Here is a 15,372-nt window from a genome sequence, read left to right on the forward strand (position 1 = left end):
GTGAATAGTTTTTTATGTATCAGGCTCCATTTAACTTTTTTGAAAGTGGTTTCTTTTGTGATTTTGTATTTATTTGCAGCCTGGATTGATAATTATTTGTCTACAAAATAACCTAATGAAAAAGATATTTTTATTCTTTCTTCTTCTGTCACAATTGACATATGCTCAGGAAAAGTACTCTGGAGTTTCGACGCACTTTGAGGCTTTGGGCACTCCATATGGAGGATGTGGAGTTCCTCCGGATCTGGTAGAGACTGAGTACTTTGTTGCATTGAATGTTTATCATTCTCCAGGAGTGGGCACCTCCTGGCCTCGTCCTTTAACAGGAGCGGATACGCTCTTTAAAGGTGAGTTTAATAATGGCCGCAATTGTGGCCGATGGGTGAGGGTTTCTATCATGGAAGACTGTATCGGAGGAACCAATGATGGAGCACTGGGACAACAATTTTGCAGAGGCGCAAATGCTAAATGGACCCATGATAAATATTCTTATGCTTATCTAAATATGATTGTTACAGATGCTTGTGGTGACAATAACGGTTGGTGCAGGGATAGCAAATATCATCTGGATCTTCATACATCATCCCTGAATAAATTTGAGAAAGACGGACGGGCTGTCAATGATATGAATCCGGGGCATTTTAATAACAGAAAAATCGAGTGGGAATATATCAAATCCCCAGGGTATACAGGTGATATCGATATTTACTTTATGCAAAACTCACAACAATACTGGGCTAGTATTTTAATAAATCACCTTGAAAACGGAATACATGGTGTTGAACAAAAAGTAGGGCAGCAATGGGTCAAACTAAAAACCAATAGTGATATGGGACAAGCTTTTATTGTGGATCCCTCAGAGCAGCCTTATAGAATAAGAGTATATGATGCAGAAGATAAGCTTATTAATAATGGAAGAGAATATATCTTTTCATTACCGGCTTCTTGCGGAGGCAAATGTCCTGTTCCTGCTTCAAAAGCGACCTATCAGGTTTATGATCCAGTCATAACATCATTAAATGAAGAAATCAAGGATAAATTCTTTTATGTCGGAGGTGTTAATGACAATCATGTAATAATGTGGGACCTAAATGAAACGGTTAACTCCGTACATCTTGTTGATTTGTTGGGCAGAACTGTTAAAGAATTTAAAGTGAATTCTGTAAAAGGTTCTCTTGATCCCGGCTCTTTATCCGGAGGGTATTATAGAGTGGTTTTTTATGGAAATAATAGTATTCTGGGCTGTAAGACATTAATAAAATAAATAAGTGAGAATTTACCAACAAGAATGAAAGTAGAATATGCTTATTTTTGCTAGATGAATTAGATCTTTCTCTTTCAGGAGAAGGTCAACTTAACATATCAGACTCATCTGACATATAATTTTAATAAAGGATGAATTTTCTTTGTCATTGTTGAGCTTGTGAAGGATCTGATAATCACAAAATGATTTGCGATTTCAATAAATCTGCCAGATAGTTTAATTGCATGTTTTGAAAGCTCAGATGTTTCGCAAGTTCAACTATGACATAAGAAACTCTTGAAGGTAGGTAACAAGATTTTGATCAACGAAACAAAAAACTGTTAAGGGAATTAGACAAGGTGAAGTAATAGGTTGATGAGGTTAATAATTGAAGTGATATATGGAGCGTTCAGAAAGTATTATAAATAAGACAGGTAATTTTAGCGCATATCTGGGTGCAGTTGTGGTGGTATTTATCTGGTCTGGTTGGATCACTTTATCCAGGATGGGGGTTCAGACAAATCTTACTCCATATGATATCACCTTACTTCGGTTTGGAACGGCGGCTCTGTTAACCTTGCCATTTAGTTTTCGATATGACTGGAAGAATGTAAAATGGCATCAGATTCTGCTGGTTGCTCTTGGGTGCGGTTTTCCTTATACTATGTTATCATTTATAGGATTAAAAACTACAAAAGCTGCAAACGCGGGTGTACTGGTGAATGGCATGCTTCCGGTTATCGGGTTGCTTTTTACTTTATTCTGGTTTAAGGAGAAAGTAACTAAAATGAAATACTTTGCAATATTAATATTACTGATTGCCAACCTGCTCATTTCGGATCTCGCCTCCGGCTTTTCCGCTTCATACTTGCCTGGCATTCTCTGTCTGCTTTCTGCTGCTTTGGTGTTTTCAACTTATATGGCAGCTACAAGGCAATGGGGATATGGCATGAAAGATGTGATTGCTTTCGTTCCTCTGGTAAATGTTGTTTTATTCTTACCATTCTGGTTTACAGATGAGTCTGCAATTTGGACTTCACCTCTTCAGGATGTGCTGGTACAAGTGATATATCAGGGAGTAGTTGTAAGTATTTTTGCTTTGCTTTTAATTACCTACAGTGTAAGTAAACTTGGCTCAGGTACAATGTCTGTTTTTTTATCTTATGTTCCTGTTGTTACAGCAATACTAGCCTTCTTTTTTCTCAAAGAAACATTGTCCTATTCTGAGCAGGCTGGTATAGTCTTATGTTCTGTCGGTCTGATGATTTATTCAAAGAGTTGAAAAAAAGATTTACATCATATGGTTAGAGATCATTTAAGGGACTCCTGATCTCCATCATTTTGCTCAATAACATTCATGTATTTTTTCTCAGCTCAGAAGGAGAATACCCATACTGTTTCTTAAATGCAGAACTAAAATGATTCGGATTTTTATATCCCAGATGAAGCGCGATTTGATTGATGTTCATTTCTCCTGAAAGGAGCAGTTTCCGGGCTTCTTCCATACGTTTCTGAAATAAATACCCAAATACTGTAGTACCGTAAACTTCTTTAAATTTTTTCTTCAAATAAAATTCATTGGTACCTACCATGTGTGCAAGATCTATGAGAGAACAAGGAGACTGTATATTGTTCATTATGATTTCCTTTGCATGCTCCATGATTTCTATATCTTTTTTTCTTAATGATTTTCTCGATTGAGTATTTTCTGTTTGGGAATGTTCATATTGCTCAAACTGAAGCATGAGCAATTCTATCACCTTAGCTTCAATCATCCATCTTTTGTAGTATTCGGTGCTTTGAATATTTTTTATATCACGAATAATTGCATGCATTGCTGGTGTCAATGGAAGACTGGAAGAGCAGAATTTTCCAGGATTTCCATTAATAATATCTTGCCTGAATGAATCAAAAAGTTCATTCTCTGGTAACAGCTTTAAGAATAATACTGGGTTAACATGAATTCTCACTAGTTGAATATTATCCGAAGGAGTATGTTCATGTTGAGCTTCAAATTTTGAATAATAAAGGATATTATGCTGGTTCGCATAATAGGTTAATGGTTTCTGATCCTGAATTATCTCTGTTAATGAATTACCTGAAAGCAGGAATTGAAGCGTAATTATTGAGAAATCATATTGAAACAGAAACTTAAAATTCTCATCTAAAGCAATATTGCTATAACTAAGCCAAAGATCTTTCATGTATATATCATGAGCATTCCCATAGGTAGTATTAAAGCCTATTTCATATATGTTTTCAGTAAGCGGCACTTGTGGACTTTCAATTTCCGCCGGATAAAGAATATCCAATTCACCTTTATAAGGTTCAAGATTTTTAATCCTAAGTTTCATTTTCCCTCTGATATAAGCCTAGTCTGATGACTTGAACTGTCATCTAGAATAAACCATAGTAATATTAATGCACTCCCTATATTGCTCTTTCAAATGTTAGAGTGAAGTCTCAATTAATCCCTCTTATATATAATATATTCCGTTTGGCGTACCCGATTTTGGGGTGGAGAAAATTATCTTTGTTGGCGTAAATTTAAATGGAATTAGTCTAAATAAAAAGTAGTAGATGGTAAATGTTTTCTTGGTTTTACTTAAAGGGATTGTAGCACAATAGGTTACTTGGTTGTCTTTTTTGTCCAGGTTCTAAACAAAGTAATATGGAGTTTGCCGGATGAAGATGGAAGGTTTGAATTACAGACCAAAAACAGAGAAAATATACGATCATTATACAACGGGTTGCTATGAAAATAATCGAAAGAGACAATTGAAATTATATATGCAGCAACAAGGAAATGCAAGTTGAGTCTGGTAATAATACTGTTCTCGAACGTCTTGAATAGCTGATCTGGACAGTTGGAAGGAAAGACCTGCCTGTTGCCAAATTTTGATTTAAAACATCAATAAAAAAAAGAACATGAAGAAGTTCACATTCAGAAAGTTTATAAATGATATCCACTTATGGTTGGGTATTGGAAGTGGTTTAATTCTTTTTATCATTTGCCTCACTGGCACTATTTACGTCTTCGCAAAAGAGATCACAGATTGGATGGATAAAGAAAAGGTCACCATTTCTGTTCCTGAAAATGCAAATACTATTCCTGTAACAGAACTGGTAGCTTTATTGGAAAAGGAGAAAAAGGATACTAAAGTTACAGGTATTCAGATACCTGAAGGGAAAGATAGGTCCTGGTTATTTACACTCACACCAAAAGATATCCTCTTAAGAAGGAGCAAGGAAGAAAGAGAGGCAAAGCTGAAAGAAGGGAAGAGAGAAAAGAGCGAAGGGAGAAAAGCTTCAGATGATAAATCAAGACAAAAGGGGCGAGGAGCAGATAAAGATTCAAAAGCTAAAAATGAAAAAGGAAAAGGTCGTGGTGGAGATCGTGAGCGGATAAAAACGTATTACGTGAATCCATATACCGGTGAGGTATTGGGTGATACAAGAACGACATCTTCTAAATTTTTCTTGACCATAATGGGATTGCATCGATGGCTGCTTCTTGATCATGATATTGGCAGGCCTATAACGGGGACAGCTACGCTTATATTTATATTTATGGAAATTACAGGCCTGATATTATGGCTTCCTGCCAAACTCAAAAGCTGGAAGAAGTGGAGTGCATGGAAAGCCGGATTTAAAATTAAGACAGAGGCCCGTTGGAAAAGAATCAATCATGATCTTCACAATACACTTGGCTTTTATACATTCCTACTTCTTACTCTTATGGCCTTGACAGGGTTGTGTTTTTCTTTCGAATGGTTTCGCAATGGAGTAGGTAATGTTTTTGGGGCAAAACCATTTGAAGACAAAAAAGCTGTTGCTTCGGTTCAGTCTGAATATGCAGGAGCGAATCCATTGTCATTGGACCTTATCATAACAAAAGCCAATGAAGTATACCCTTATAATGGAGATCTTCGCTTAAGCCTGCCAAAAGATTCTGTAGGCCCGGTTATCGTTTATAAAGCTCATACAGGTTTTATCGCATCTGCAGGAACGGATCGTTTGTATCTGGATCAGTATACAGGATATACATTGAAGAAAGAACCATTCTCAGATAAAAGAACAGGGGAACAGATTGTAGCATTGATTTATCCTCTTCATGTGGGCGAGGTATTCGGTACATTCACCAAAATCATTTATTTCATTGCTTGTCTGATTGCAACAAGTCTTCCTGTTACTGGAACTTTCATTTGGATTAATAAGCTTCGAAAAAAATCTGAAAAGAATGAAAGGGGAAAAACTAAAAAGAAATCTTCTAAAAAAGACAAAACTAGTCAACAGAATGCAAGTGTTGAACTACCTGTTATGAAATCAGATGCATAACTGATACCAAAATCATAGAACTATTTTAATCTAAAACATAGAGTATGAAAATTACATCTTTACTTACTTTTTTATTTTCTTTATTTATCCTGAATACAGGAAATGCCCACAATATCTGGATTGAAACCAATAATACAGGTAAAGCGGGAAAGGAGCATTCAGTTAAAATTTACCTTGGTGGTTATGGAGAAAACGAAAGAGACTCTGTAAGCAAATGGTTTAGCAATACCAGAGAGGTTGTGCTCTTACTTACCAAACCTGATGGTACAAAAGAAAATCTTACAACGAAGCCCTCTGGTAATTATTTAGAAGCATTATTTACACCTGCGAAAGATGGTTGCTACACCATATCAGTATCGCATGAAGTTGCGGATGTTTATGGTACAGCTAAAATTCAGTACTATGCCACTTCCCAAGTAAAAGTAGGGGCATCTGTCGAAGGAATCAACAATGTGATTACTTCAACAGACATGCCTGTTCAGCTTATCTCTACCAACCCGGTTGTGAAAAAAGGTGTTTCACTGAAGGTAATGTACAAAGGTAAAAATCTTGATAAATCACCTGTATCAGTTGCGTCTCCTTCAGGTTGGGTAAAGGGCTTTGAGACAAATGCCGGAACATTCACCTTTGATGCCATCTGGCCCGGTGTTTATGTGATTGAAGCATATTACACAGATAAAACAGAAGGTTCTCTGAATGGAAAGGAATATAAATTGATCAGAAATATCTCAACCTATAGTTTCACAGTGGGAAGGTAATACTTCCCTTTTTTCCTATGCTATGGAATCATTAGAATTATTAACAGAAGCATTTCATAAATACTGTAAATCCCGCGATGTCAGACAAAGCGGGATAAAAGTATTGGTATTACTCAAGCTTTGGTTCGATCCTGTTTATAAGAGCGCTGATAATATTTTTGTAGAGCTTAAAAATACCGGTGCTAATTGTACGGCTGCCAGTATTAACAATGCACTCAACTGGCTTCTGGCTGAAGGCTTTTTGATTAAAGATTCATCCCTAAGAAAGGCATTATATTATTGCCAAAAGAAAGAAAGTATTGTGCTGCTAAAATTACCTGGAGAAACTTCTTGTGGTTTTGTGCGCAAAATTCAGTGATCTAAAATTGGATTTTGAGAAAATAAATTTTCCAGCTAGTCTTGTGGCATTTTCCATCCTCCATAAACTTTATCCAGTAATTTTGCAGCAAGTATAATCTGATAATCCTGATCTCTGTTTCCTATGATCTGTACTGCAAGTGGTATGTTTTGTGCATTTAGTCCCATTGGAACAGAAGAGGCAGGGAAATCAAGAGCACTGAAAATTGTGGTATAGTTCCAGTCCAGTGGGCGCATTAATGGAGTTTTATTCTTTGGTGCAACTCTTGGAAATACGGGCATAAGTATCAATGCATTTGTACCTAACATGTTTTCAAGCTTATGAGAAAGATTAATTCCTTTCTCGATAATATACTTTACTTCTTTTTCTGAACGGTGAAATACCTTTTCACCAAGACACATCAGCAAACCAGGTAAAGTGAGATGGCTTTTTCCAATTAGTCTGTATCCCAATTCTTTTATTAAGGAAAGGGATTTACCATTTCCGAATTCTTCACTAAGGGAATGTGGATTGGCATCTGTCAGTTCTGATTGCCAGATTTCAAAAGCATCATAAAAAATTTTATTGTCAAGATATTCGATTTTTGCACCATGATCGCTGAACGTTTTACCCGCAAGTTCTATAGTATCGGAGATTTCTTTATCGGGGTAACTTGCAAAATGGATATCTGGAGAAGGGCAGAGGTAAATTTTATAATCACTCCAGTCCGTTTTCAAAAAGTGGAGTTGTGCTTCATGTGCATGAAACTCTTTGTCATGGGCTCCGGACATGATTTTGATGAGAGGAAACAGATCTTCTGATTTTCTGCACAAAGGTCCTATTACCAGATTGTTTTTGATCTCGCTTTGATCCAGGTTTTGCTGATCTACTCGTTCGCAAAAGGCATGTCCTTTAATTGGTATCAGATGTGAGGAAGGCCTGTGTCCGAATATTCCGCAAAAAGCTGCCGGCATTCTGATAGAGCCTGCAATATCGCTGCCTATTCCAAATGGAACCCCGCCCGCACCAACTATAGCTCCCTCTCCACCACTGCTTCCTCCAGGAGTCCTGTCAGTGTCATAAGGATTTTTAGTTCTGCCATATATTTTATTGTGACTCTCCATCCAGAAGTTACATTCAGGTGTGTTGGTTTGTCCAAGAATGATTGCTCCTTCTTGCTTCAGGTATTGAACAACTATTGAATCTTCCTCAGCGAGCTTGCCTTTACGGAATATGGAGCCGGCTGTTAAAGGATATCCTTGCATGGAAATACTCTCTTTGACTGTCAACGGAACACCGCATAAAAGGCCTCTTGTCTCGCCTTTCAATATCTTTTCTTCTGATTTACGGGCTTCCAAAAGCGCTTCTTCAAATCGGAAAGTAATAACTGCATTGATTTTATCATTTACATTTTTGATACGATTGATATGGGCATTGACGACTTCAACCGGGGAAACCTCTTTCCTCTTTATCATTCTTGAAAGTTCAAAAGCGCCCTTATTTAATAATTCTTCCATCCAATTAATTTCTTCCCAATGCTATCCTGGTCTTGTAAACATAAATATAATTCATCTATGTATACCTAATGGCTAACTGTTTATGATCTTTAATGTTGCTTTATACAAAAATAGGTTGAGTTATTTAGTTCCCGTATCAAAATCTAATAAATTTCATCCCTAACCCTTTTGTTAAAAAAGAATGGAACCATCGACGATAAAAATACTTGAATTAAAACTGATTTAACTAATAACATACATATTAAAGTACCTCTCACTAAGGAGAGGTATTTAGAGTGAGGCCTTTTATGATTTTACTTTATGTGTCCTTTATCGTCACGGGACTTAGATAGCTAATTCAATTCAGAAATACATCCTTTAAGTCGTAATCAGTATAATTTATGCTGAAAAAAAAGCGGAGTAAGTAGCTTTTGCTATAGGCTCCGCAGTTGAAAATTAGAAAAGAAACTTTATCCTGAATGATTCATGGAATAATTGAACTCTGCAATCCAGCCATGAATGATATATTCTATTGTATCATTGTTGTATCTGTTTTTGGAGTATCGTATGATAAATTCAAGAAGGTTGTCGCTGCCTTTACGAACGATGCAGTCCAGTTGGTTTTTCCTTTCCTGCTGAGGAGAAAAATATTCATAACTGTTGTTCAATATTATTTCTGAATCTTCTGTAAGAAGTTTTTGAAAAGGTTGAAAATTCAATCGTACATTATTAAATATTACCCTGGGTTTGAAACCTGTTTTTTTGGCTTCCATATAGGCTTTATTAAATGCTTCCGTCTGATTTTCCTCCTCAAGGTTAACTATCAGTGGGAGATCATAAGCAAAGAATCCTGAAGAATTCATGTATGTTTTATTGAAATTCGGGATAATTCTCCCATGATAGCGTACGTCCAGAGGGATAAGGTTCGTATTGGTCCATTTTCCAAGAGTGGTGACAAGCGCTGAGCCTATGGTGAAGAACAGATTAAATCTTTTATCTTCTGTTTGCTCCGTTTGCAAAGTCAACTTCATTTCTGCCTGATCAGAAAATGTATTCGAACCTAACGCATTATCAACAGGGAGATTTAAACCATGAGTCGCATCAGTATTGTTGATGAAACTGATTGTACCATCATTTATATTATCAAGATAGTTGATATAGGACTCATTAATCATATTTTGCTCAGGATGAGAGCCGTTTAACAGAGAAATAAGATTTTTCAGGAGGGTGATGCTGGTAATCCCATCACCGTAAAAATGATGATACTGAATTACTCCACGGTAGTTATTTATGCCTGTCAGAAATATAGATACAGCCAATACTGGTCCTTCATATATATTAATTCTGCCTGGAATATCATTTGTTTTTTGTTTGACAAGGGCATCTTGATTCCATGAATCAAGGACGGAAATATCTTCGAATTGAATCAATGTTTGTTTACTGGAATTATGATTCCACTTAAGCAAACCTTCCTCTTTTTTATAGATTCGCTGGAACAGAGGGTACAGTTCTATTAGTTGTCCTACAGCCTTAGCGAGTGTTTCACTATTGAGGACTTTTTCATTATTAAGAGAAAAGGAAAACTCATGATTTAATACCCATTTATCTTCAATAGGATTTAAATTGAGAAATTCCTTCTGCACGGGGCTTAGTTCTAGGTCCTGTGCTATATCGTATCCAAGTCTGGATGCGAATTTTTTTGTGTCTGAATTCAAATTCGGAAGAACCTTATATGCAGACTTCCAGAAGTAAGAAAATTCTTTTTTTACCGAATCATGTTTAAGAAAATTCGGATCTCCAACACTCATAGAGTTATCATGCAAACCTTTGATAAGCTTGTTACCTTCATAGGGGTTGAGCATTGATTCTTCAAAGGGAATCTGTAGGAAATCATTAATAGCAGTGAGCGTTGCTTTAGGATTGGCAATCAGATCTTCATAATAGACAGTTATGGCTTTTCCAGCAGGAATCTCAGAGATAAAATCGACAATGTTTTTATTGAAGTCATACCAGATTTTCTCTGCATTTTTGTCCGGATCAGATTCGTTTCCCGGAATAAATTTATGGAATCTGTTCCTTACTATGGATTCCATAACGGCAAATGGATGCCTAACGAGAAACACATATTTTGCATTAGAAAACTGCTTCTCAGCTTTCCGCAAAACATTGATGTCAGAGGCATAACTTGGTGATTTGTCTATCAGCATCATATCATTAGTCATATCCTGTATTCTCCTGTATACCTCTTTCACTGGAAGGCTTTTTAGCTCCTCTTGCTCCAGCCAGAATTTAGCTTCCTCAATACTTGTATTTTTTAATGTTTTAATTGTTTCAATTAAACCATCTCCAAGACCGCTGTTACCTAACAGTAGTTTTCGCTCTTTTAGATTGGAGAAATTAAGAAGGTGCAATTCAGGAGGGGCAAACAGCTTTGAATTACCCATCAACATTGCTCTTAAAAGTGTGGAACCTGATCTTGGGGTGGAAAGCAAGAATACTACGGGCCTGGTAAGTCTAACTCCTTCTTCATCTGCTGAATGAGAAGACAGATTTAACTTCAATTCTGATTTTCCTACTGTAGTTTTTTCCGTACTTTCCTTTTGCAGATATGCACTTAGTTTGTCGATAGAATCATATTGAAGGATTTCATTGACATAAACAGGCATATTAAGTTTCTGCTCTATTTTTTTTACTAATGTCATTCCAAGAATAGAATCCAGTCCATATTCCATAAGAGATATACCAGAATTGATCTCTTCAGGATTTTTCTTTAGTAATGCAGAAGTTTCTTGTACTAAAAACTCTTTAATGTCAGAGCTTTTGGTCGTAATCGTTTCATTTGCTTTATTGCTTTCTATATCTTTAGAAACAAGACCTTTCAAAACATGCTCTCTTAAAGTTGGTGTGCTGAGCCAATGAGAAGTCTTTTTTAGCGGAAATGTAGGCAAGGATAGTCTATCTACAGGTTTATCATAAAGTAATTTCCAGTCTACTGATTTGCCTTGTTGCCATAAGTTTGATAGCTCTTTATAGTTGCCTGAATTAATCAATTTGTCAACTATTTCTTTTCCAGTTTCTTTTGATAGAGGTGATTCATTTCCTACCGCTTTGGGTGATTCGATGAGAGAGTTTTGCAGAAACTGATTGATCTTATGTAGAAGGTCATTAATGGTCGAAACTGTAAATGACTGTCTGTACTCATGAGCAGTGCGGCCTGTCTGAAGAGTATAAGCAATGCTGTTAAGTTCAGAGTTTGTTACAGGAGTATCTTTCAGATATTTAAGGAATCTGTTGAGGTAATCTATAAGCTGTCCGGCAGAAGGTGCGGAAAATGGAATTATAAAAACTTTATCTGCCAGGTTTGGAGCAGTATTTTTTCGAATAAATTCTTCCAGTACCACATGCGCATTTGTACCACCGAACCCAAATGAACTTAAACCTGCTCTTCTTGGAGTGACTGCATTTACCTTAGGCCAGTCTCTTGTTTTCTGGACTATATAGAATGGTGAATTATTAAGATTAATAAAAGGATTGATTTCCTGAATGTGCAATGATGCCGGAATTTTTTTATGTTTCAGGGCCATCAGGACTTTAATTAAACCAGCCATACCAGCTGCAGCTTCCAGATGGCCGATATTACTTTTTACCGCTCCGATACCACAATGGGCTGTACTTGGAGCAGCAACGTTCTGATCTTTTTGTAATGTCCGGAATGCTCGCTTTAGTCCTTCAATTTCGACAGGATCTCCCAATGCAGTGCCCGTTCCGTGGGCTTCTATATAATTGATGCTGTTGATATCGCAGCCAGACCTTCTTATTGCCTGAGAAATTACATCAGCCTGAAGTGTAGGATTTGGTGCCGTAAGGCTGTTACCTCTTCCTCCATGATTTACACTGGTTCCTTTTATGACTCCATGTATTACATCTCCAGCTGCTATAGCTTGATTTAATGGTTTGAGAAATACAGAACCAACACCTTCACCTCTTGCATATCCATTGGCGCTTTTGTCAAAAGTCTTGCAGCGTCCGTCTTTCCCAAGTATGCCCGTTTTGCCAAAGGCAAGAATAGCAAGAGGAGATAAAACAAGGTTCACTCCTCCGACAATGGCCTGTTCGCAATCTCCATTGTGAATAGCCTGAACAGCCCTGTTTAGTGCAACCAGGCTGCTGGAGCAGGCTGTATCAATGGCTTCGCTTGGCCCATGTAAGTTCAGCCAATAGGATACTCTGTTCGGAAGAATACTATGTGCTAATCCGGTTGAATGCTGAGGTTCTACATCAACTCCGTTTATGATAAGCAATTCATGATAGTCTCTCGTGGAAACCGCAGCAAAAACACCGGTTTTGGTTCCAGATAATGATTGTGGTGTATAACCTGCATCCTGAATACATTTCCATACAGACTCCAAAAATAGTCTTTGTTGAGGATCTATGACTTCAGCTTCTCGACCTGAAATTTTGAAATAGTCAGCGTCAAACTTATCAACATTGTCAATGTATCCCCCGGCAAGCATGAAATCTTCTTCTGAGTCGCAGTTTAACAGGCCTGATATAACTTTCCACCATTTTAATCTGTCTTCTGGAGTATGCGTCACCATATCTTTTTCGTTTTCCAGATTTTTCCAGAATACATGTACGTCCGGTGACTGAGGAAATCTTCCGTCCATACCGACAACAGCTATGTCCCTAGTATTTTTATCATTTGCCGAAGAATTAAACTGATTGATTAAAATTGGTTTTTGAAATTTGTTTAAAATTTCTGAGGTTGAATCTCTTTCTTTAGAATCTGCTGATGAAGGAGATAGGTATTTAGTGATATTGGTATAAATGTCATTCAGATTTCTAACATTGGTGATTACTATTGCCGGGATTCTCAAACGATAATCCTTATTTATAAATTCTAATAATTTTGTAAGCTTCATTGAAATATCTCCGTAACCTAGTTCAGCATACGGATCTTCCTGAGGTGAGCTTTTTATCTCAGACCATCTTGATTTTAGATAAGTAAGTGTGGGAGCACCAGTATTTATTTCACATTCGGTTAATATTTGATTATCTGAGGCATTGCCAGATGCAGCTGGAGCAGGAGATACATGCTCTCCTGAACTTATTTTACCCAGAAGTCTTTCTAACTTATCTCTCTGGCCTTTTATAACACATAGCTGACTGTTATCGGAAGCCAATATCCTGTCAAAAGCGAATAATCCATCATTATTACCCAGAAGAAAAAGGCCAAATGATTTTTCCATCATATCAATTACTATTTGATGTGGCATCATTCCACCACTTTCCCATAGTGGCCAGTTTATTGATATGCTTTTACCTTTTTTCTGTCCTTTTTCTGATGCAATTTGTCTTTGTCGCAAATAACCATCCATAAAACCATTTGCAGTTGCGTAATCTGTCTGCCCTCTGTTGCCAATAAAGGAGCTTATAGAAGAGAAGCCTGTAAAGAAGTCCAGAGGCTGATCATCCACTGTTTTATCAAGATTGATAAGGCCAGCGATTTTGACATCAAGCACATTTTTTAGCTGTTCTTCTTTTTTCGAAAGGAATGATCCGTCTTCAATAATGCCTGCTGCATGAATCACACCTTTCACAGGGCCGTATATGGTACCTACCTCTTTGATAATTTCCCTCAGGTGATTTCTGTTCTTTACATCACAAGATCTGTAGATAATATTTCCCCGGCTCCCTGTTACTTTTACTCCAGTTAGTTGTGGTTTACGTCCTAAAAGAACTACCGTACATCTTGCTTTTGAGGCTATGTGCATAGCTAAGAGTTGCCCCAGTTTTCCTGATCCACCTGAAATAAGGTAAGAACTGTTGTCTTTTATTTCAATACCGGAAGGACTTGTATTAAATTCTTTTTCAATAATATTAAGCTGATAAGTCTCTGTTTTTATTTTAACAGTGCATTTTTCTTCATTGAAAAAGGTTTGTCTTTTAATCCATTCAAGGCTCTCTATACTGAAAGAATCAATGCCTGTAACATTTCCTTTAACATAAGGTAATTCTGCACTTACAGATTTCATAAGTCCTCTGAACGCAAATAACAAAGGAGAACTAAAAAGATCTGTTGATTCTATCACTACGGTAATGGAATATTGGCTCTTTTTCCTTATTACAGATATTTTTTTTACCATATTCTGTACACTCATATAGACACTCTCCACAAGCTTTACAGCATTTATGCCTTGCGACAATAAAGTCTGATCTTCATTAATGTAAAGAATAAAATTGTATGGCGTAGCCTCTTCCAGAGTAATACCTGAGAACTCATGTTTTGAAGCAGGAATATTTACACTTTGAAATGTTTTTCTGAACAGATGTTTTTTTATCTCGCTGAAATCATTTTCCTGTAGCAGGATAACATGATTATTAGTATTATTTAGTGAATCCTGAGGAATTACCTTTTCCCAGTGCAAGGTAAAGCCATGTAAATTTTCTACTTGCAGAGGAGCGCGATAATTACTTTTTTCAAAGATATCAATATTAGGCTCTGGCACGTCAATAGCAGGAACGGATGATGATGTCTTAGGTATCTCTGTCTCAGGTTTACTTAAATCAAAATATTGCTCAAATTCTTGTTTAAACTCTCTTGCGAAATAATCTGCAATGCTTGAAAGGTTTTGATATTCAAAAAAAACAGTTGGATATAAAGTTATTTTAATATCCTTTTCAAATTCTTCCGCAAGGCTTACAAGAGAGGAGGAACCCAGCCCAAGATCAAGCAGGTTCTCCTCCATGTTTATCTGGTCTGGATGGATTTCTAAAACAGATGCAATACGTTGTTTTAGAAAATTAGAAATCCTTATATGGAGCCCGATCATTTCTTCATGATCTGTCACAGGTTTTATCAGGGCATGGTCCTGGCTGTGTATTGAGTAATAATTTACTATTTTATCAGAAAATTCTGAAGTGAAATATCCTATGATTTCCTGAAGTGTTTTGTATTCAAAAAAAACTGTCGGATATAGTTTAATCTCTAATTCCTGTTCAAATTCTTCTGCAATTTTAATCACTATAGAAGAGTCAAGTCCCATATCCAGCAGGTTTTCACTGAGATCCAGATGCTCGGCATCTGTCTGAAATTTTTCTGCAAACTTGGATAGAATGTATTCTTTCACCAAAAGATTTGCATCTGACAATGCTGAATTTCCTGTCGTGTTATATGAATTTAATATTTCCATAGCTGTT

The 15,372-nt window shown here is 36.7% G+C and carries 8 protein-coding genes; 5 read left to right on the forward strand and 3 right to left on the reverse strand.

The genetic code is table 11. The features are described 5' to 3' along the window. Positions 1 to 115 precede the first annotated feature (115 nt). Positions 116 to 1,264: a hypothetical protein gene (locus tag MYP_RS01830; RefSeq protein WP_052429889.1), complete on the forward strand. Its 1,149-nt coding sequence runs from the start codon at positions 116 to 118 to the stop codon at positions 1,262 to 1,264. A gap of 379 nt (positions 1,265 to 1,643) precedes the next feature. After that, complete coding sequence (locus MYP_RS01835) at positions 1,644 to 2,525, forward strand: DMT family transporter (protein ID WP_045457644.1); 882 nt, start codon at positions 1,644 to 1,646, stop codon at positions 2,523 to 2,525. A 73-nt stretch (positions 2,526 to 2,598) separates the two neighbouring features. Here MYP_RS01835 and MYP_RS01840 read toward each other — a convergent pair whose 3' ends face one another. Further along, on the reverse strand, positions 2,599 to 3,597 hold the full coding sequence (locus MYP_RS01840; protein WP_052429890.1) for a helix-turn-helix transcriptional regulator: 999 nt from the start codon (positions 3,595 to 3,597) through the stop codon (positions 2,599 to 2,601). A 574-nt stretch (positions 3,598 to 4,171) separates the two neighbouring features. Between MYP_RS01840 and MYP_RS01845 the strand changes: the two genes are divergently transcribed. The 3 genes from MYP_RS01845 to MYP_RS01855 are packed head-to-tail and all read left to right on the forward strand — an operon-like array spanning position 4,172 to position 6,697. Next, positions 4,172 to 5,581 (forward strand): PepSY-associated TM helix domain-containing protein, encoded by a 1,410-nt coding sequence (locus MYP_RS01845; RefSeq protein ID WP_045457647.1) that lies wholly within the window; start codon positions 4,172 to 4,174, stop codon positions 5,579 to 5,581. Between the two features lie 44 nt (positions 5,582 to 5,625). Continuing rightward, on the forward strand, positions 5,626 to 6,339 hold the full coding sequence (locus MYP_RS01850; RefSeq protein ID WP_045457650.1) for a hypothetical protein: 714 nt from the start codon (positions 5,626 to 5,628) through the stop codon (positions 6,337 to 6,339). Between the two features lie 22 nt (positions 6,340 to 6,361). Beyond that, on the forward strand, positions 6,362 to 6,697 hold the full coding sequence (locus tag MYP_RS01855) for a hypothetical protein (RefSeq protein ID WP_045457653.1): 336 nt from the start codon (positions 6,362 to 6,364) through the stop codon (positions 6,695 to 6,697). Between the two features lie 35 nt (positions 6,698 to 6,732). Here MYP_RS01855 and MYP_RS01860 read toward each other — a convergent pair whose 3' ends face one another. Together MYP_RS01860 and MYP_RS01865 are read right to left on the reverse strand one after the other, a co-directional pair. After that, entirely contained in the window at positions 6,733 to 8,193 is a 1,461-nt protein-coding gene (locus tag MYP_RS01860; RefSeq protein ID WP_045457656.1) for an amidase, read from the reverse strand. Positions 8,194 to 8,642: 449 nt separating this feature from the next. Beyond that, positions 8,643 to 15,365, reverse strand: a complete 6,723-nt coding sequence (locus tag MYP_RS01865; protein ID WP_045457659.1) for an SDR family NAD(P)-dependent oxidoreductase — start codon at positions 15,363 to 15,365, stop codon at positions 8,643 to 8,645. Positions 15,366 to 15,372: the final 7 nt, after the last annotated feature.

Origin of the sequence: Sporocytophaga myxococcoides, from assembly GCF_000775915.1 — a bacterium.
GTDB lineage: Bacteria > Bacteroidota > Bacteroidia > Cytophagales > Cytophagaceae > Sporocytophaga > Sporocytophaga myxococcoides_A.